16 protein-coding genes and 3 tRNA genes are annotated in these 17,897 nt (G+C 72.1%); 11 read left to right on the top strand and 8 right to left on the bottom strand.

Annotated elements, in window-relative coordinates:
* Nucleotides 1-178 precede the first annotated feature (178 nt).
* The 5 genes from PUR71_RS35050 to PUR71_RS35030 all read left to right on the top strand — a co-directional run bounded on the left by PUR71_RS35050 (nucleotide 179) and on the right by PUR71_RS35030 (nucleotide 2,450).
* A complete protein-coding gene (locus tag PUR71_RS35050; RefSeq protein ID WP_329931266.1) occupies nucleotides 179-1,573 on the top strand; it encodes a cyclopropane-fatty-acyl-phospholipid synthase family protein in 1,395 nt (464 codons plus the stop codon).
* 16 nt (nucleotides 1,574-1,589) lie between these two features.
* Nucleotides 1,590-1,666, top strand: a tRNA-Ile gene (locus PUR71_RS35045).
* A gap of 92 nt (nucleotides 1,667-1,758) precedes the next feature.
* Nucleotides 1,759-1,832, top strand: a tRNA-Ile gene (locus tag PUR71_RS35040).
* A 256-nt stretch (nucleotides 1,833-2,088) separates the two neighbouring features.
* Nucleotides 2,089-2,217, top strand: coding sequence for a DLW-39 family protein (locus tag PUR71_RS35035; protein WP_014137031.1), 129 nt, complete (start codon nucleotides 2,089-2,091; stop codon nucleotides 2,215-2,217).
* 160 nt (nucleotides 2,218-2,377) lie between these two features.
* A tRNA-Ala gene (locus PUR71_RS35030) sits at nucleotides 2,378-2,450 on the top strand.
* Between the two features lie 69 nt (nucleotides 2,451-2,519).
* On the opposite strand, the gene PUR71_RS35025 is transcribed toward PUR71_RS35030, so the two are convergent.
* Nucleotides 2,520-3,257, bottom strand: coding sequence for a DUF5324 family protein (locus PUR71_RS35025; RefSeq protein ID WP_329931265.1), 738 nt, complete (start codon nucleotides 3,255-3,257; stop codon nucleotides 2,520-2,522).
* A gap of 310 nt (nucleotides 3,258-3,567) precedes the next feature.
* On the opposite strand from PUR71_RS35025, the gene PUR71_RS35020 reads away from it, so the two are divergent.
* Entirely contained in the window at nucleotides 3,568-4,473 is a 906-nt protein-coding gene (locus PUR71_RS35020) for a rhomboid family intramembrane serine protease (protein ID WP_329931264.1), read from the top strand.
* Between the two features lie 368 nt (nucleotides 4,474-4,841).
* Here the strand turns inward: PUR71_RS35020 and crgA are convergent, their stop codons facing one another.
* Nucleotides 4,842-5,090, bottom strand: coding sequence for a cell division protein CrgA (crgA, locus tag PUR71_RS35015; protein ID WP_196951174.1), 249 nt, complete (start codon nucleotides 5,088-5,090; stop codon nucleotides 4,842-4,844).
* 168 nt (nucleotides 5,091-5,258) lie between these two features.
* Here crgA and PUR71_RS35010 point away from each other — a divergent pair, with 168 nt between their 5' ends.
* From PUR71_RS35010 to PUR71_RS34990, 5 genes are all read left to right on the top strand, one after another.
* The gene (locus PUR71_RS35010) at nucleotides 5,259-6,023 is read left to right on the top strand and encodes a DUF881 domain-containing protein (RefSeq protein WP_443077681.1); all 765 of its coding nucleotides are present in this window, start codon (nucleotides 5,259-5,261) and stop codon (nucleotides 6,021-6,023) included.
* Nucleotides 6,024-6,091: 68 nt separating this feature from the next.
* The gene (locus PUR71_RS35005; protein WP_329931263.1) at nucleotides 6,092-6,271 is read left to right on the top strand and encodes a hypothetical protein; all 180 of its coding nucleotides are present in this window, start codon (nucleotides 6,092-6,094) and stop codon (nucleotides 6,269-6,271) included.
* 57 nt (nucleotides 6,272-6,328) lie between these two features.
* Nucleotides 6,329-6,991 carry an aminodeoxychorismate/anthranilate synthase component II gene (locus PUR71_RS35000; protein ID WP_329931262.1) on the top strand — a complete coding sequence of 221 codons (663 nt, stop codon included), beginning with the start codon at nucleotides 6,329-6,331 and terminating at the stop codon, nucleotides 6,989-6,991.
* A 5-nt stretch (nucleotides 6,992-6,996) separates the two neighbouring features.
* The gene (locus tag PUR71_RS34995) at nucleotides 6,997-8,196 is read left to right on the top strand and encodes a class E sortase (protein WP_329931261.1); all 1,200 of its coding nucleotides are present in this window, start codon (nucleotides 6,997-6,999) and stop codon (nucleotides 8,194-8,196) included.
* A 34-nt stretch (nucleotides 8,197-8,230) separates the two neighbouring features.
* Nucleotides 8,231-9,028 (top strand): class E sortase, encoded by a 798-nt coding sequence (locus PUR71_RS34990; RefSeq protein WP_443077680.1) that lies wholly within the window; start codon nucleotides 8,231-8,233, stop codon nucleotides 9,026-9,028.
* A gap of 108 nt (nucleotides 9,029-9,136) precedes the next feature.
* Here PUR71_RS34990 and pknB read toward each other — a convergent pair whose 3' ends face one another.
* The 6 genes from pknB to PUR71_RS34960 all read right to left on the bottom strand — a co-directional run bounded on the left by pknB (nucleotide 9,137) and on the right by PUR71_RS34960 (nucleotide 17,693).
* Nucleotides 9,137-11,248 carry a Stk1 family PASTA domain-containing Ser/Thr kinase gene (gene pknB / locus PUR71_RS34985; protein WP_329931260.1) on the bottom strand — a complete coding sequence of 704 codons (2,112 nt, stop codon included), beginning with the start codon at nucleotides 11,246-11,248 and terminating at the stop codon, nucleotides 9,137-9,139.
* Nucleotides 11,249-11,507: 259 nt separating this feature from the next.
* On the bottom strand, nucleotides 11,508-12,965 hold the full coding sequence (locus PUR71_RS34980) for a peptidoglycan D,D-transpeptidase FtsI family protein (protein ID WP_329931259.1): 1,458 nt from the start codon (nucleotides 12,963-12,965) through the stop codon (nucleotides 11,508-11,510).
* Nucleotides 12,962-14,338: an FtsW/RodA/SpoVE family cell cycle protein gene (locus tag PUR71_RS34975; protein ID WP_329931372.1), complete on the bottom strand. Its 1,377-nt coding sequence runs from the start codon at nucleotides 14,336-14,338 to the stop codon at nucleotides 12,962-12,964. Before PUR71_RS34975 ends, PUR71_RS34980 begins: the two co-directional genes overlap by 4 nt.
* A 160-nt stretch (nucleotides 14,339-14,498) precedes the next feature.
* Entirely contained in the window at nucleotides 14,499-16,181 is a 1,683-nt protein-coding gene (locus tag PUR71_RS34970) for a PP2C family protein-serine/threonine phosphatase (RefSeq protein ID WP_329931258.1), read from the bottom strand.
* 53 nt (nucleotides 16,182-16,234) lie between these two features.
* Nucleotides 16,235-16,792: an FHA domain-containing protein FhaB/FipA gene (locus PUR71_RS34965; protein ID WP_329931257.1), complete on the bottom strand. Its 558-nt coding sequence runs from the start codon at nucleotides 16,790-16,792 to the stop codon at nucleotides 16,235-16,237.
* 46 nt (nucleotides 16,793-16,838) lie between these two features.
* A complete protein-coding gene (locus tag PUR71_RS34960) occupies nucleotides 16,839-17,693 on the bottom strand; it encodes a DUF3662 and FHA domain-containing protein (protein WP_329931256.1) in 855 nt (284 codons plus the stop codon).
* Between the last annotated feature and the right edge of the window lie 204 nt (nucleotides 17,694-17,897).

The following is a 17,897-nucleotide window of genomic DNA, read 5'->3' as shown; positions in this document are numbered from 1 at the left end:
CGTGCGGGGCCCGTCGGCATTTCGGGTGACAGCCGGCCACCCGCGGCGTGCCGCCCGGATCCGGGCCGGCCGCGGTGGGATTAGCTGGGTGCCGCCCGTTCCGCGGCAGGGAGTGCCACAGGCCGCCCCCGGTCCGCCCGACCGGGTCGTGCAGGACGACTGGACGGAGGCGCGCTCGATGGCACAGCTCGCGGGTCAACTGGTCGGGGCCCTGGAAGGGCTGCTGGAGGTCCCGGTCCCGCTGCGGGTCCAGGCCTGGGACGGCAGCGTCGCCGGCCCGCCCGGGGCCCCCACGATCGTCCTGCGCAACCGCCGCGCGCTGCGCCGCCTCCTCTGGGCCCCCGGCGAGCTCGGCCTGGCCCGCGCCTACGTCTCGGGGGACCTCGACGTCGCCCCCGGCGGTGACCTCTACGAGGTGCTCGACGCCGTCGGCCGGTTCTCCGAGCTGCCGCGGATCCGCACCCTGAAGCTCGGCCCGGGCGACGTCGTCGGCCCCGAGGGCCGCCGGGTGCTCGCCGCCGCCCTGCGGGCCGGCGCGGTCGGTCCGCGGCCCACGCCGCCCCCCGAGGAGGCCGTGGCGGCCCGGGGGCGGCGGCACAGCCGCGGCCGGGACCGCGCCGCCATCAGCCACCACTACGACGTCGGCAACGACTTCTACGGGCTCGTCCTGGGCTCCTCGATGGTCTACTCGTGCGCCTACTGGACGCCGGCGTCGAAGAGCCTGGAGGACGCCCAGGCGGCCAAGCTCGACCTGATCTGCCGCAAGCTCGGCCTGCGGCCCGGCATGCGCCTGCTGGACGTCGGCTGCGGCTGGGGTTCGCTGCTGCTGCACGCGGCCCGGCACTACGGCGTCACGGCGGTCGGGATCTCCATCTCGCAGGAGCAGGTCGCACTGGCCCGCCGACGGGTCGAGGAGGCCGGGCTGGCCGACCGGGTGGAGGTCCGGCTCCAGGACTACCGGGAGGTCGTCGACGGCCCCTTCGACGCGATCTCCAGCGTCGGCATGGCCGAGCACGTCGGCGAGGAGCAGTACCGGGTGTACGCCGAGGGCCTCTACGGGCTGCTGGTGCCCGGCGGGCGGCTGCTCAACCACCAGATCGCGCGCCGCCCCGACCACCCCGGCGAGGAGCACCGCACCAGCCCCTTCATCGACCGCTACGTCTTCCCGGACGGCGAGCTCTCGCCGGTCGGTTCCACCGTGGCCCGGCTGGAGGAGGCGGGCTTCGAGGTCCGCGACGTCGAGGCGCTGCGCGAGCACTACGCGCTGACGCTGCGCGAATGGGTGGCCAACCTGGAGGCGCACTGGACGGAGGCGGTCCGGCTGGTCGGCCGCGGCCGGGCCCGGGTGTGGCGGCTGTACATGGCGGCCTCCGCGCTCGCCTTCGAGCAGAACCGGATCGGGATCAACCAGGTCCTCGCCGTCCGCAGCACCGAGGAGGGCGCCGCCGGCCTGCCGGCGACCCGCGAGGAGTGGCTGCTGCGGCGCTCCGCCGGGTCGTCGCGCCCCGGCGCCGGGGTCCCCGCCGCGATCCCCGCCGGAACGGATTTGGGGGATCGGCCGTCGGTCCGCTAATCTTTCAGTGCGGCAAGGGCCTATAGCTCAGACGGTTAGAGCGCTTCCCTGATAAGGAAGAGGCCACAGGTTCAAGTCCTGTTAGGCCCACCACCGCGAAGGGCCCGGAGTGGATCACTCCGGGCCCTTCGGCGTTTCCCGGTTTTCGTTCCGCGGCCGGGTTCCGGTAACCTCTGCGTGTGCGAGGGCCTATAGCTCAGACGGTTAGAGCGCTTCCCTGATAAGGAAGAGGCCACAGGTTCAAGTCCTGTTAGGCCCACCTCCCCGAAGGGCCCGGAGTGGATCACTCCGGGCCCTTCGGCGTTTCCCGGCGTCAAACCCGCCGCCCGGGCGCCGCGTTGACGGCAGCGGTGGCTGGTCACGATTGGGACACCGGTGTGTATCATCGGCCGCAAGGGCAGTCTGGCACCCGGCGGCCCCGTAGGCGTTCGAAACGAACTGGACTCGTCGACCCGGTCAATCCGGCCGGATCCCGGCTCTTGAGTCCACTTATGCAAGAAGGACGAGGTCCCGCGGTGAAGAAGCTTCTCCTGGTCGCCCTGGTCGCCCTCGGCGGCTTCTTTGTCTACCGTCAGGTCCAGGCGGACCGCGCCGAGCAGGACCTGTGGACCGAGGCCACCGACCCGGTTCCGGCCGGTCGCTGACCTCCTGGCGATCTGACGATCTTCGGGGGCGCTCACGGCGCCTCCTCGGGTCGGCCGGTCCGGTCCCAGACCGGGCCGGCCGATTCCCGCAGGGGGACGGCGGCAGCAGGCCGTCGGAACCCGGTACGCTAGTGCCCGTCGGCACCGGCGGTGCCGTAGAGGGGCATTAGCTCAGTTGGTAGAGCGCTGCCTTTGCAAGGCAGATGTCAGGAGTTCGAGTCTCCTATGCTCCACAGCTCGCAGTACCAGCCGATCGGCCGTTGACCTGAGTCCGGGTCAACGGCCGATCGGCGTTCGCGGCGTCAGTGCGGCTTGCGCGGGTCGTGCGGCTTGGGGTGGTCCTCGGCCGGGGGAGCGGGCTCGGCGGCGGCCTCTTCGGGGTCGGTGCCGTTGACCGGGGCTGCGGCCACGCCCGTGGCGTGGGCGCCGGACGGCTCAGGGGCCTGCGGCGCCGGCGGCTCGACCAGCCACTCCGGGTTGCTGTGCCGGCGCCACCACTGCCAGGCGAGGAGCCCGCCGCCGATCGCCACCGCGCCCGCCACGGCGAGGCCGGTGGCCCAGCCGTTGTGCTGTTCCTTCCGGACGTTGCGGGCGGCGAGGTCGCTGATCTCGGCGGAGCTGACGTGCCCCTGGAGGGCGGTGAGCGCGGCGGCGCCGCGGGCTTGGGCCTCCTGCGCGACCGGGACGACGGCGGCGCGGGCTTCCCCGACCGCCTGGACGACCCTGGGGGCGACCGTGGAGCGCGCCTGGTCGGCGGCGCGGGCGGCGGAGAGGCGGGCGGCCAGTGCGGCCTCCTGGGCCCGGTGGAAGGCCTTCAGGACGTTCTCCTGGGCGTCCGGCGGGAGGCTGGCGAAGGCATGGCCGAACTGGGGGACAAGGTGCCGGTCGTACTGGACGCGGAGGCTCTGGGCGGCCTGGGAGGCCTTCGGCCCGAGCGCGTCGAGGGCGGGGCCCAGGCGCTGCTTGGCGCCGTCCGCGAGGTGCGCGGCGGTGTCCCGGGTCTTGACGGCCGTCTCACGAGCTGAGTCCAAACGGGTCACGGGTTCTCTCCTCCTCGGTGGCGTCCTATATGCACATATCCACCTGAATGCTGATCATGCATCCGGATTTGTCTGACGGCACCCGGGGTGGGCCGTCTGTGGGGCCGGGGTCGGGACGGGGCACGTCGGAGCGGGTCGTCTGGGGGGAGGCGCGGGGAGGCGCCGGGGCTAGGGCGGAGCGGGGGCGGTTGCGGGGCTTGGGGAGGGGGAGCGGCGGGGCAGGATCGGGAGTGGGGACGACGTCCGCCGCCGGGGTGGCCGCAGTAGGCTGGGCGGCTCCGGTGGTCGTGTACGGGAAGGGGAACCGCTGATGCTCCCGGACGAGCCGAGGCCGCCGGCCGATGGGGTCCAGGCGTCGACGCCCGAGGCCGTTCCGCCCGGGTGCTACCGCCATCCGCAGACGCCGACCGGCATCTCGTGCACCCGCTGCGGGCGCCCGATCTGCCCGTCGTGCATGGTGCCGGCCTCGGTGGGCTTCCAGTGCCCGGAGTGCGTCAGCGGCGCGCACGCCGAGACGCGGCGGCCGACCACCCGTTTCGGCGGGGCGCTGACGGCCGACGGCGCGCTCGTCACCAAGGTCCTGATCGGGATCAACCTCGCGGTCTTCGTGCTCGCCGCCTACGTCTTCTCGCCGTGGCTGGTCCAGGACTGGTCGCTGTTCAGCGCCGGACGGGCGATCCCGGGCGGCCCCGGGGGCGTGGCCGACGGCCCGGCCCAGTGGTACCGGCTGCTGACCGCGACCTTCCTGCACGTCCAGGTCTGGCACGTCGGCGTCAACATGCTGGCGCTCTGGTGGACCGGACCGGTGCTGGAGGCGGTGCTCGGCCGGGCGCGCTTCCTCGGCCTCTACCTGCTCTCCGGCCTGGCCGGCAGCGCCCTCGCCTTCCTCGTGGCCGGCAACCTGATGAACTCGGTCGGGGCCTCCGGGGCGATCTACGGCCTCTTCGGGGCGACGCTCGTCCTGCAGATCAGGACCCGCAGCCCGATCGGCCCGGTGATGGCCCTGCTGGTCTTCAACCTGATCCTCACGTTCTCGATCTCGGGGATCGACTGGCGCGCGCACGTGGGCGGCCTGGTGGTGGGGGCCCTGACCGCGGTCGGCCTGATGTTCGCCCCGCGCGAGCGCCGCGGGCCGGTCCAGGCGCTGACGATGGCGGGCGCGCTGGCCGTCGTCGTGGCCATGGTGCTGATCGGGATGGCCCGCTACGGCGCCTGACACCGGGGGGCGTTGTCCACAACGTGTGCGGGGTTGTGCACAGCCCGTGGGGAGCGGCGGCTGTGGACAGCTGTTCTACGCGTGTCCTCCTGTGCGGTTCAAGCTCGCGCGAAGTGCTGTCCACAGCCGTGGACAGCGCTTCGCCCGCAAGTTATCCACAGGCTGGGGACACTTTTCCCCAGTGTGGATAACCATGTGGATAAAGGCGACAGTCCGATTGTGGGACCAGTCGCCCGGCCGGTCGACCGGCTCCGGGCACACCTCGATGCCGTCCCGGGGCGAGCTGTCCGGGACGGCGGAGGGGACCGTTTCAGGGGTCGGAGGGGCGGATCAGCGGCGTGATCCGGCCAGGGCGTGGGGCCCGGCCGTCACTTCCACTGGGTGGAGACGCCGAAGCCCGCCGCGATGAAGCCGAAGCCGACCAGGATGTTCCAGTTCCGCCAGCTCTCGACCGGGTAGTTCCCGCTCGTCACGTAGTAGGTGACGATCCACACCAGGCCGATCAGGAACAGTGCCAGCATCAGGGGCGCGACCCAACCGCGGCCCGAACTGATCTTCACCGCGGCCGTCGTCGGCGGGGTGTAGTCGGACTTCTTGCGGAGTCGAGACTTCGGCACGAGGAGCTCTCCTGTCGATGCGCTGTGAGACCGCGCAGAGGTGCAGCGGGGGCGAGTCGGCCGGCGTCGCACGTGGAGAACGCTGGGGACGACTCCCGCACGTGCCACCGGCGTCCGTTAGCGTAGTGGCTCGGCGGGTCTTAAGGAGATAAGGGTACGGTGCCTAATTTGTCGATTCCCCCTCGGCCGACCCGTACCCGTCGATCCGGCATCCGAATTGTCGGCCGTGCCCTGACCTGCGCCGTCTTCGCGCTCGCCGGTCTGCTCTTCTACATCAGCGCACAGACCGCCCGCGGCACCGACCTGCGGACCGACAACTCGCTCCTCAGCCTCGGCGACGTGATACGCCAGCGCAGCGCCCAGAACCAGCAGGCGCAGGCCCAACTCGCCGACCTCCAGGCCCGCGCCCAGGCGCTCACCGAGCAGCGGAGCCAGAACCCGGCCGACACCGCACGGCTGGACGGCCTGCGGCTCGGCGCCGCGCTGGAGCCGCTCCAGGGCGGCGGCCTGACCGTCACCCTCAACGACGCCCCGCCGAACGCCACCGCCCGCATCCCCGGCGTCCCCGAGCCGGGCGTCAACGACCTGGTCATCCACCAGCAGGACATCCAGGCCGTGGTCAACGCGCTGTGGCGGGGCGGCGCCGAGGGCGTGCAGGTCATGGACCAGCGGCTGATCTCCACCAGCGCCGTCCGCTGCGTCGGCAACACCCTGCTGCTCCAGGGCCGGGTCTACTCGCCGCCGTACGTCGTCAAGGCCGTGGGGAAGACCGACGACCTGCGCGCGGCCGTCGACGGGGACCCGACGATCCGCAACTACCTGCGCTACGTCCAGGCGTACGGACTCGGCTGGAAGGTCCAGGAGAGCGGTGACCTCAGCCTGCCCGGCTACTCGGGCACCACCGACCTCCGTTCGGCGGGCGGCCAGCAGTAGCGGACCTGCCTGGACGCCGTGGAATGCGGGTCTACTCTTGACCCAGTCTGCTACGTCGAGGGAGCACCATGTACGGCTGGATCTGGCGTCACCTCCCGGGGAACACCCTGGTCAAGGCCGTCATCTCGCTGCTGCTCGTCCTCGGGGTGGTCTACCTCCTGTTCACATACGTCTTCCCGTGGGCGGAACCGCTCCTCCCCTTCGGCGACGTCACAGTGGACGGCGGCGACGGTGCCGCGGCCGGCTGAGCCGGTCGGACCCGCTCCTCCCCTCCAGTCCCCGCGATCCACGGAGATAGCGCGCGAATGACCACCCAGCCGACCCAGCCCCGGATCCTGGTCGTCGACAACTACGACAGCTTCGTCTTCAACCTGGTCCAGTACCTGTACCAGCTCGGCGCCACCTGCGAGGTGGTGCGCAACGACGAGGTGACCGTCGAGCACGCCGTCCGCCGCAGCGGCGACGAGGGCTTCGACGGGGTGCTCCTCTCCCCCGGCCCCGGTGCGCCTGAGGAGGCCGGGGTCTGCATCGAGATGGTCCACCACTGCGCGCGGATCGGGCTGCCGGTCTTCGGCGTCTGCCTGGGCCTCCAGTCGATCGCCGCCGCGTACGGCGCGGTGGTCGGCCGGGCCCCGGAGCTGCTGCACGGCAAGACCTCGCTGGTCGAGCACGAGGACGGCGGGGTGTTCGAGGGCCTGCCCTCGCCGCTCACCGCCACCCGGTACCACTCGCTGGCGGTCGACCCGGCGACCGTGCCGGACGACCTGGTGGTCACCGCCCGCACCGAGAGCGGCGTGATCATGGGCCTGCGGCACCGCGAACTGCCGGTCGAGGGCGTGCAGTTCCACCCCGAGTCGGTGCTCACCGAGGGCGGGCACCGGATGCTCGCGAACTGGCTGGCGGAGTGCGGCCACCCGCAGGCCGTGGACCGGTCGGCCGGGCTCGCCCCGGTGATCGGCCGGGGCTGAACGGCGTGACCGCGCTGCGTCCCGAGGGGCGTTACCAGCCGGAGGCGGGACCGTACGGCGACGGGCCGCAGCCCGCGGGCCAGTACGGCCAGGCCGAGTACGGCGGCCAGCAGACCGGTGGCCAGCAGACTGCCGGGCAGCAGGCCGGTGCCCAGTACGGCTACGGGCAGTACGGCGGTGGTCAGCAGACCGGCGGCCAGTACGGGATCCAGTACCAGGGCGCCCAGCAGGTCCACCCCGCCCCGCCCGGGTCGGCCGGCGCGGAGGACGGCTGGGGGGTCTACGAGCAGGCCGAGCAGGCCGCGGACGAGCCCGAGTACCCCTGGCTCCCCGACCAGACCGTGCAGCTCCGGGTGCCCGCCGGCCAGGCGGCGACGGCCGCCGAGGCTGCGCCCACCGGCGGCCGGGCCGAGCGCCGGCGGGCCGCCCAGGGGCGCACCTCGGTGCGCCCGGGCAACGGACGGCGCAGGGCGTCCGGGAAGGGCGCGGGGCCGCGGGTGCGGCCCAAGGAGTCCCCGGCCGTGATCGCGGCGCGCCTGGTCGGCGAGCTGTGCATCACGCTCGGCGTGGTGATGCTGCTCTTCGTCTCGTACCAGCTGTGGTGGACCAACGTGCAGGCGGACGCGGCCGCCGACGGCGCCCGCAGCCAGCTGGAGAAGCAGTTCGACGCCGCGCAGCCCGGCCAGCCGGGACAGCCGGCGCCGGATCCGGCGAAACCCGAGACGTTCGAGCCCGGCAAGGGGTTCGCGATCATCTACCTGCCCAAGCTCGGGCTGAAGTTCCCGATCGCCGAGGGCACCTCCAAGTCGGCGGTGCTCGACAACGGCCTGGTCGGCCACTACACGGGCACCGGCATGCCGGCCGACAAGGCGGGCAACTTCGCGCTGGCCGCGCACCGCAACACCCACGGCGAGCCGTTCCGGTACATCAACAAGCTCGGCAAGGGCGACCAGGTCGTGGTGGAGACCGCCACCGCGTACTACACGTACGAGATCACCGGCGGCATCCCGGAGACCTCCCCCACCAACGTGAGCGTGATCAAGCCCGTCCCGAACGGCTCCGGCTACGCCGGCCCCGGCCGCTACATCACCCTCACCACCTGCACCCCGGAGTTCACCTCGAAGTTCCGCCTCATCCTGTTTGGCAAGATGACCGAGGAACGGCCGCGCAGCCAGGGCAAGCCGGCCGCGATCGCGGGCGGGTAGCCGCCCGGCCGCAGGCGACGGAGGGGGAGCACCGGTGACGCAGGACGAGACGGCCGCGGAGGCCATCCCGCGGCCCGGTCCGGGCGGTGCGCCCGGACCGGGGCCCGCGCGGCGCGGGAGGGGCCGGGCACTGGCCGTCCTCGGGGTCTTCGGCGAGCTCCTGATCACCCTGGGCCTGGTGCTCGGCCTGTTCGTCGCCTACTCGCTCTGGTGGACCAACGTCGAGGCCGACCGCTCGGCGTCCGCGGCCTCCGACAAGCTGCGCGGCGCCTGGGCGGCGGGCCCCACCGGCACCCCCTCGGCGGTGCCCGGTGCGACGGCCGCCGCGCCCGCCTACGCGGCGGGGGACGGCGTCGGTTTCCTCCACGTGCCGGCGATGGGCAAGGACTACCAGGTGCTGATCCGGATGGGCACCGACACCGACACCCTGGCCGAGGGCGTCGCCGGGGTGTACGAGCAGCCGTACCGCGCCGCGATGCCCTGGGACGCGACCGGCAACTTCGCGCTGGCCGCCCACCGGGACGGCCACGGCGCGAAGTTCCACGACCTGGACGCCGTCCGCAAGGGCGACGCGGTGGTCGTCGAGACCAAGGACGAGTGGTACGTCTACAAGGTCGACAGCACCCTGCCGGAGACGTCCAAGTACGACACCGGCATCGTCGCGCCCGTGCCGATCGGCTCCGGCTACACCGCCCCGGGCCGGTACATCACGCTGACCACCTGCACGCCGGTCTACACCTCGCGCTACCGGATGGCGGTGTGGGGGAGCCTGGTCCGGGTGGATCCCATGGACGCCAAGCGGACCCCGCCGCCCGAGCTGCGGCACTCCTGAGCCGCTCCTCCCGCCTCCACGCCGGGTTCCTGCCGGAGAGCGCCCGAGGGCCCGTCGCAGTGGCTGCGACGGGCCCTCGGCGGTCCTCAGAACCAGGGGAAGAAGGGCTTAGTTGTTCCCTTTGGGGTTGGAGGGTGAGGGGAAGGGGTCGCCCCCTTTGGGCGGATCGGCCGGCTTCGTGACCAGGTTCACCTGGGTGTTCGGGTCGACCTGGGTGCCGGCCGGCGGGTTGGTCATGATGACCACCGCGTTCGGGTCGGACGGCCCGGTGACGGCGTAGCCGAGGCCGAGCTTCTGCAGCTGGCCGATGGCGTCCGACAGCTTGACGTTCTGCAGCGGCGGGACGGTGGGCTTCTCCACCGCCTTGTAGACCGTCAGCTGGATCTTCGTGTTGGCCGGGGCCTTGGTGTTGGCCGCCGGGTTCTGCGCCGCGACCGTGTCGACCTTGGTCGGGTCGGTGGCCGGGACCGTCTTCGACATGTCGACCTGGAAGCCCAGGCCCTGCAGCTGGGCCGCGGCGGCGTCCTTCTGCATGCCGACCACGGGCGGGACGGCGACCTTGGTCTTGCCCTGCGAGACCGTCAGCTTGACCGGCGCGCTCGGGTCGGCCGGGCTGTTGGCGGCCGGGTCCTGGGCGGTGACGGTGTCCTGCGGGGCCGTGTCGTCGTCCTTGTACTCGGTGGTGACGTTGGAGAAGCCGGCCGCGTTGAGCGCCTGCGTCGCCTGGTCCTTGGTCTTGCCGGTCACCGGGGGGACGTTCGCCTTGGCCGGGCCGGAGGAGACCTGCACGGTGATCGTGCCGTTCTCCGCGACCTGGGTGCCGGCCGTCGGGTTCTGGGTGCAGACCTGGTCCTTCTTCACGTTGGCGTCCGGGCAGGCGATCTTGTCGCCCTCGGCCACCACGAGCTTGGGACCGGCCTGGGCGGCCACGGTCTTCGCGTCGGCCAGGCTCTTGCCGACCAGGTTCGGCGCGGCGAGCTTCGCGGGCTCCTTGGTGCCGCCGCCGTTGAACATCGCCTGGGCGACGAAGAAGGTGCCGACCAGGACCAGCACGGCGGCGACCGCCAGCACGATCCAGGAGGTGTTGCTCTTCTTCGGCCGGTCCCCGCGCCGGCCGCCCTCGGAGCCGTAGCCGTCGTCGTGGCCGCCGCCCGCCGGGGCGCCGGCGTAGGTCTGGCCGTAAGCGTCGTCCTGGTAGCCGCCCTGCTGGCCGTAGCCGGGCTGGCCGACCTGCGGCAGGACGGTGGTCGGACCGCCGGGCTGCTGCGGCAGCACGTTGGTCTGGCCGTACGGGTCGTGCTGCGGGTAGCCGTTCTGGTCGTAGCCGTACCCGGCGGCGCCCATGCCGTAGGCGGCGGCCTGCTGGGCGGCGGCGACCGGGAGGCCGTCGAGGAAGCGCTCGATGTCGTCGCGCATCTCGTCGGCGCTCTGGTAGCGGTAGTCGCGCTCCTTGGCGAGGGCCTTCAGCACGATCGCGTCGACCTCGGGGCGCACCTCGGGGTCGAAGACCGACGGCGGCTGCGGCTCCTCCCGCACGTGCTGGTAGGCCACGGCCACCGGGGAGTCGCCGACGAACGGCGGGCGGACGGTCAGCAGCTCGTAGAGCAGGCAGCCGGTGGAGTACAGGTCGGACCGGGCGTCGACCTGCTCGCCCTTGGCCTGCTCGGGCGAGAGGTACTGGGCGGTGCCGATGACGGCCGAGGTCTGCGTCATGGTCATCCCGGCGTCGCCCATCGCGCGGGCGATGCCGAAGTCCATGACCTTGACGTTGCCCTGCCGGGTCAGCATCACGTTGGCGGGCTTGATGTCGCGGTGGACGATGCCCGCCCGGTGCGAGTACTCCAGCGCCTGCAGGATGCCGATGGTCATCTCCAGCGCGCGCTCCGGCAGCAGCCGGCGCCCGGAGTGCAGCAGCTCGCGCAGCGTGGACCCCTCGACGTACTCCATCACGATGTACGGGATGGAGATGCCGTCGATGTAGTCCTCGCCGGTGTCGTACACGGCGACGATCGCGGGGTGGTTCAGGGACGCCGCCGACTGCGCCTCGCGGCGGAAGCGGGCCTGGAACGACGGATCCCGGGCCATGTCGGCCCGGAGCGTCTTCACTGCGACGGAACGGCCGAGCCGGGTGTCATGGCCGAGGTACACCTCGGCCATGCCGCCGCGTCCGAGGACGCCGCCGAGCTCGTACCTGCCGCCGAGGCGACGAGGCTCTTCCATAGTTCCGACCCTCTCCCTCACCCGCCGGTGAGGTTGTGACGTAGGTGTCCCCGCACGCTCTGGGTGACGCCGCGCGGCCCGCGACCGGTTCTCCGGCCGGGTCGTGCGCCGCCCCGCGGGCGGCAACGGGCACACCCGCTGCTGGCGGATACGCTACCGGTCGTACCACGTCGGACCCGAGCCACCCGTGGGCCGATACCAGACCGGTATCCGAACGGGGGTGCCGATCGTGACATTCCACTCACCGCGGCGGTGCCCGTCACTTGCTGAGCACGGCCTGCATCACCGCCTTGGCGATCGGGGCCGCGAGGCGGCCGCCGCTGATGCCGTCGCGGTTCTGGGAGCCGTCCTCGACGACGACCGCGACCGCGACCGACTGGCCGTCCGAGGTCTTGGCCCAGGACGTGAACCAGGCGAACGGCAGGCCCGCGTTGTCCTCGCCGTGCTGGGCGGTGCCGGTCTTGCCGCCGACCTGGATGCCGGGGATCTTGGCGTTGGTGCCGGTGCCGTTCTCGACCACCGAGACCATCAGGTCCTGCATCTTCTGCGCGGTGGCCGGGCTCATGGCCTGGGAGAACTGCTTCTCGGTGTGCTTGGAGATGGTGGTCAGCGAGGCCGAACGCTCCTGGTCGACCAGGTAGGGCGTCATCAGGCTGCCGTTGTTGGCGATCGCCGCGGAGACCATGGCCATCTGCAGCGGGGTGGCGCGGGTGTCGTGCTGGCCGATCGAGTCCTGGGCGGTGCCGTCCAGACTGGCGCTGTTCGGGAAGACGCTCTTCTCGGAGCGGACCGGGGTGTCGATGGTGCTGTTGAAGCCGAACTTCTCGGCCTGCGCCCGCATCTTGTCCTTGCCGAGGTCGGCGCCGATCTTGGCGAAGACCGTGTTGCAGGACTGGTCCATGCCGGCCTTGACCGTGGCGTTCTCGCACTTCTCGTTGGGGCTCTCGTTCTTCAGAACGGTGCTGGTGCCCGGCAGGGTGTACGGGTCCGGCGTGGTCGTCGCGTCGTCGACGTTCTGGTAGAGGCCGTTCTCGAACGCGGCGGTCGCGGTGACCAGCTTGAAGGTCGAGCCGGGCGGATAGGTCTCCTTCAGCGCCCGGTTGAGCATCGGCTTGTTCGGGTCGGCGTTGAGGTCCGTCCAGGCCTTGGAGTCGGAGTCCTCGCTGCCGGAGATGGTGCCCGGGTCGTAGGACGGCGTGGAGACCAGGGCGAGGATCGCGCCGGTCTTCGGGTCGAGCGCGACGACCGCGCCCTTCTTGTTGCCGAGCCCGTCCCAGGCGGCCTTCTGGGCCTTGGCGTTGATCGTCGTGACGACGTCGCCGCCCTTCTTCTGCTCACCGGTCAGCATGTCCAGGGTGTTGCGGAAGAACAGCCGGTCGTCGGTGCCGGAGAGGATGCCGTCCTCCAGGTTCTCCAGCCCGTTGGAGCCGTAGACCTGGGAGGAGTAGCCGGTGACCGGGGCGTACATCGGGCCGTCGACCCAGGAGCGCTTGTACTTGTAGCGCAGGCCGTTGACGAAGTCGGACTTCGTGACCGGCTGGCCGCCGACGACGATGTTGCCGCGCGGGTGGGCGTAGCGGTCGAACTGCTGGCGCTTGTTGTTGGCGTTGCTGGCCCAGGCGTCGGCCTGGACGCCCTGCACCCAGTTGGTGCGCAGCATCAGGGCCAGGATCAGCACGAGGCAGAAGATCGAGACCCGGCGGATCGGCTTGTTCATCTGGCGGGTCCTCCCTGGCCCTCGGTGGCGGGGGCGGGTTCGACCCCGGGTCGGCGGGCGCTGTCGCTGATCTTCAGCAGGATCGCGATCAGCGCCCAGTTGGCGACCACTGACGAACCGCCCTGGGCGAGGAACGGCATGGTCATACCGGTCAGCGGGATCAGCCCGGTGACCCCGCCGGCGACGACGAAGACCTGCAGCGCCATGGCGGAGGCGAGGCCGACGGCGAACAGCTTGCCGAACGGGTCGCGGGCGGCGAGCGCGGTGCGCAGGCCGCGCTGCACCAGCAGCGCGTAGAGCAGGAAGATCGCCATCAGGCCGGCGAGGCCGAGCTCCTCGCCGAAGGAGCCCAGGATGAAGTCGCTCTTGGCGGCGAAGTTGATCAGCCAGGACCGTCCCTGGCCGAGGCCGGAGCCGGTCACCCCGCCGGAGCCGAGCGCCATCAGCGACTGGCCGATCTGCTCGGTGGAGCCCTTGGGCGGGTGCGGGGCGAAGGCGGCCATCGGGTCGAGCCAGGCGTCGATCCGGGTCTTCACGTGGCTGGTGGTCATCGCGACGGCGGTGGCGCCGCCGACCGACATCAGCAGGCCGAACAGGATCCAGCTGGTGCGCTCGGTGGCGACGTAGAGCATCACCACGAAGAGGCCGAAGAACAGGAAGGACGTGCCGAGGTCGTTCTCGAAGACCAGGATCAGCAGGCTGAGCAGCCAGATCACCACGATCGGCCCGAGGTCGCGCCCGCGCGGCAGGTAGAGGCCCGCGAAGCGGCGGCTGGCCAGGGCCAGGGCGTCCCGCTTGACCATCAGGTAGCCGGCGAAGAAGACCGTGAGGATGATCTTGGCGAACTCGCCGGGCTGGATGGAGAAGCCGCCCATCCGGATCCAGATCTTGGCGCCGAAGTCCTCGGCGCGGGCCGGGAAGAACGCCGGCGCGGCGAGCAGGACGAGGGCGGTGACCATCGAGATGTAGGTGTAGCGCTGGAGGACGCGGTGGTCCTTGAGGAACACCATGACGCCGATGAACAGCGCGACGCCGAGGCCGGACCACATCAGCTGGTTCTCGGCGGCCTTGAAGTTGCCGCTGAGCAGCTTCCCGGCCTTGTCGAGCCGCCAGATCATGACCACGCCGAGCCCGTTCAGCAGGGTGGCGAGCGGCAGCATCAGCGGGTCCGCGTACGGCGCGAAGCGGCGGACCAGGAGGTGCGCGACGAGGGCGAGCGAGCCCATCCCGAGGCCGTAGCCGAGCATGCCGCGGGGCAGCTCGGAGTCCATGGCGAGGCCCACGTTGGCGTAGGCGAGGACCGGGAGCAGGACGGCGAAGACCAGCAGGGCCAGCTCGGTGTTGCGCCGGTTGGGCGCTTCCTGCGGGGTGATGGTGGTGTTGCCCCGGCGCCGGGTGTCGGGCCGGGCGGCCGGTGTCCGGCGGCGGCCGGGCCGGCCCGCGCCGCTGCTCAGGTCGTAGGTGCTCACTGGTTGGCCGCTCCCTGCCGGCCGGCGGGCCGGCCGGGGGCGGGCCTATGTCGGGTCACTGGGGTCACTGCTTCGGGCAGGACTCGGCGCGCTGCCGGTCCTCGTCGCTCAGGCCGGGGACGTCGCCCGCCGCCGTGCCGGGCGTCGGCGCGGGGGCGGCGGTCGGCGGCTGGGTGGCCGCGGGGGCGCTCGGGGTGGCCGAGGGGGCCGCCGTCGCGGTGGGCACCGCGGCCACGGGGGCGCGGTTCTTCTCGCTCGGCTTCTCGCTCGGCGTGGGCAGGGGCGCGGCCACGAACCCCGCGGGCTCGGCGTACGTCGTCTGGGTGGCCGGGGTGGCCGGGGTGGTCTGGGTGGCCGGGGTGCCCGTGGGCTGCCCGGTGGCACCGGCCTTCGCGTCGCTGACCTTCTTGCAGAGCTTGGCCCAGCCGTCGAGCTCCTTGATGGTCGCGTCGGCGTCGTTCAGGCTGTTCACCGAGATGGTCTTGGTGACGTGCGCCTGCTGGTCCGTCGGCAGGTACTTGAGCGCGATGTCCTTGTACTCGGTGTGCACCGAGGAGAGGCTCAGACCGGCCAGGCTCTGGTTGATGCCCTGGTAGACGGCGACGTGCCCGTCCTCCGCGCCGACGTAGTACTGGCCCTGCGTCCACTGGTAGCCGAAGTACCCGCCGCCGCCGAGCACGCCGAGGGCGACCAGGACGGCCAGCGAGACCTTGAGCCCCTTGCGCTTGCGCTTGGGCGGCGCCTCCTCGTCGAAGTCCTCGGTGCCGTACACCGAGGGATCGGCGGTGCCGTCGTAGCCGCCGTACTCGCCCTCGTAGCCCTCGGCGGGGCCGAAGCCGCCCGGCGCGCCGTAGCCCTCGGCGGGGCCGAAGGCGCCCTGGGGGGAGCGGCCGAGACCGGCGGCGCGGCCGGCCGGGGTGTCGGCGATGGAACGGTCGGTGGCGGCCGAGGACGGCGGGGCGTCGGCGACCGCGCCGACCACCACGGGGACGTCGTTGAACTGGCCGCTCATGGTGTCCGTGGCGCCGACGTCGATGACGTCCGCCACGATGCAGGTGATGTTGTCCGGGCCGCCGCCGCGCAGCGCGAGCTGGATGAGCTCCTGCACGGTCTGCTCGGGTGCGTAGTAGCTGCCGAGGGTGGCTTCGAGCGTCTGGTGGCTGACCGGGCCGGAGAGGCCGTCGGAGCAGATCAGGTAGCGGTCGCCGGCCCTGACCTCGCGGATCGACAGGTCGGGCTCGACCTGGCCGCGGCCGTCGAGGGCGCGCATCAGCAGCGAGCGCTGCGGGTGGGTCTCGGCCTCCTCGGGCGTGATCCGGCCCTCGTCGACCAGGCGCTGCACCCAGGTGTGGTCCTGGGTGATCTGGACGAGCGAACCGTCGCGCAGCAGGTAGGCGCGGGAGTCGCCGACGTGCACGAGGCCCATCCGCTGGCCCGTCCAGAGCATGGCGGTGAGCGTGCAGCCCATGCCCTCCAGCTGGGGGTCGTCCTCGACCATCTGCCGGAGCCGGTCGTTGGCGCCCTGGACGGCGTCACCGAGCAGGGTCAGCAGATCGGCGCCCGGCACGTCCTCGTCCAGGCGGACGATGGAGCCGAGCACCTCGGAGGACGCGACCTCGCCGGCCGCGGCGCCGCCCATGCCGTCGGCCACGGCCAGCAGCCGCGGCCCGGCGTAGCCGGAGTCCTCGTTCCCCTCCCGGATCAGTCCCTTGTGGGAGCCGGCGGCGAAGCGCAGCACCAGGGTCATGCGACCTGTGCCCCCCTCTGGGTCATGGACGGGATGCTGTCCCTCATGCGCTACTACTTCCGCAGTTCGATGACGGTCCTGCCGATACGGATGGGCATGCCCGGCTGGAGCGGGGTCGGCGCGGTCAGGCGCTGCCGGTCCAGATAGGTGCCGTTGGTGGAGCCTAGATCCTCGACCGTCCACTGCCCAGTCTGGTCGGGATAGATCCTGGCATGCCGGGAGGACGCGTAGTCGTCGTCCAGCACGATGGTGGAGTCGTGCGCCCGGCCCAGGGTGATGGTCTGGCCCTGCAGCGCGACGGTGGTCCCGGCCAGGGAGCCCTGGACCACGACGAGCTGCGTCGGGGCGCCCCGACGCCGGCCGCCGCCGCTCGTGGCCGGGGCGGCGGTGTTGCCGCCCGGGCCGGGCGCGGAGCGTCCGGCCGCGGGCGCGGTGGCCGCGGTGACCGCACCGGCTCCGGACGCGGGCGCGGCTCCGCCGCGGCGCGAGGAGCGGGGGTTCACCTTGGTCCCGAAGAGGTCGCTGCGGATCACCTGGATCGCGACGATGACGAACAGCCACAGCACGGCGAGGAAGCCCAGCCGCATCACTGTCAGGGTCAGTTCGGACATGGCCGCCCCGCGTGTGGGTGAGCGAAGCGAGCGAACAAATCGGACACTACCCTTCGACCTGTCGGTAGACGATGGTGGTGGAGCCCACGACGATTCGCGAGCCGTCGCGGAGCGTAGCGCGCTGGGTGTGCTGTCCGTCCACCACGATGCCGTTGGTGGAGCCCAGGTCGAGGACCATCGAAGGGTTGCCGGGGCGGATCTCGGCGTGCTTGCGGGAGACGCCCGGGTCGTCGATCCGGACGTCCGCCTCGGTCGAGCGGCCGAGCACGCACGCGCCGCCGGAGATCTGGTGGCGGGCGCCGTTCACCTCGATCCAGGTGCGGGTCGAGGCGCCGTGGCCGGAGCCGGGGAACGCGCGGACGTTGCCGCCCGCGGTCGGCGGGGCCGGGGGCATGGCGGGGGGCGCGGCCGGCGGCGGGGGCGCGCCGTACTGGTCGGCGCCCGGCTGCTGCCACGGCGCGCCGGGGGCCGGGGCGGCCGGCGGGCGGTCGTAGCCGGGCTGCGGCGGCGCGTACTGCTGGGGCTCCTCGGCCGCCAGGGTGCGGCTGCGCACCCGGTACAGGCCGGTGTCGAGGTCGTCGGCCTTCTCCAGGTTCACCTGGAGGGGGCCCATGAAGCTGTACCGCTGGGCCTCGGCGTACTCGCGGACCATGCCGGCGAGTTCGTTGCCGAGCTGCCCGGAGTAGGGGCTCAGGCGCTCGTGGTCGTGCGGGCTCAGCTCGACGATGAAGTCGTTCGGCACGACGGTGCGGTCGCGGTTCCAGATGCTCGCGTTGTTGTCGCACTCGCGCTGCAGCGCCCCGGCGATCTCCACGGGCTGGACCTCGGACTTGAACACCTTGGCGAAGGTGCCGTTGACGAGACCCTCAAGTCGCTGCTCGAACTTCTTCAGCACTCCCATGGGGCACCCCCTTCCAGGGTTCGTTCGCCTGCCTGCCTGCCGACCGGGCCCGGAGGGCCGGTCCTGCCTACTTGCGGTACTTCCGTACTGATCGTATCCACGCCGGGCCCATCCGTACGGTTCCCGGACCGCGTCGTGCGCGGGGGTGGGCTCGGACACACAGGGTGACGCATGTCGGGCACGGCACGCCAGGTGTGCCCGTCG

This window comes from Streptomyces sp. SP17BM10 (assembly GCF_036322405.1).
Taxonomy (GTDB): Bacteria; Actinomycetota; Actinomycetes; order Streptomycetales; family Streptomycetaceae; genus Kitasatospora.
The sequence above is the reverse complement of the archived record's forward strand: the minus strand, read 5'-3'. Positions and strand labels throughout refer to the sequence as shown.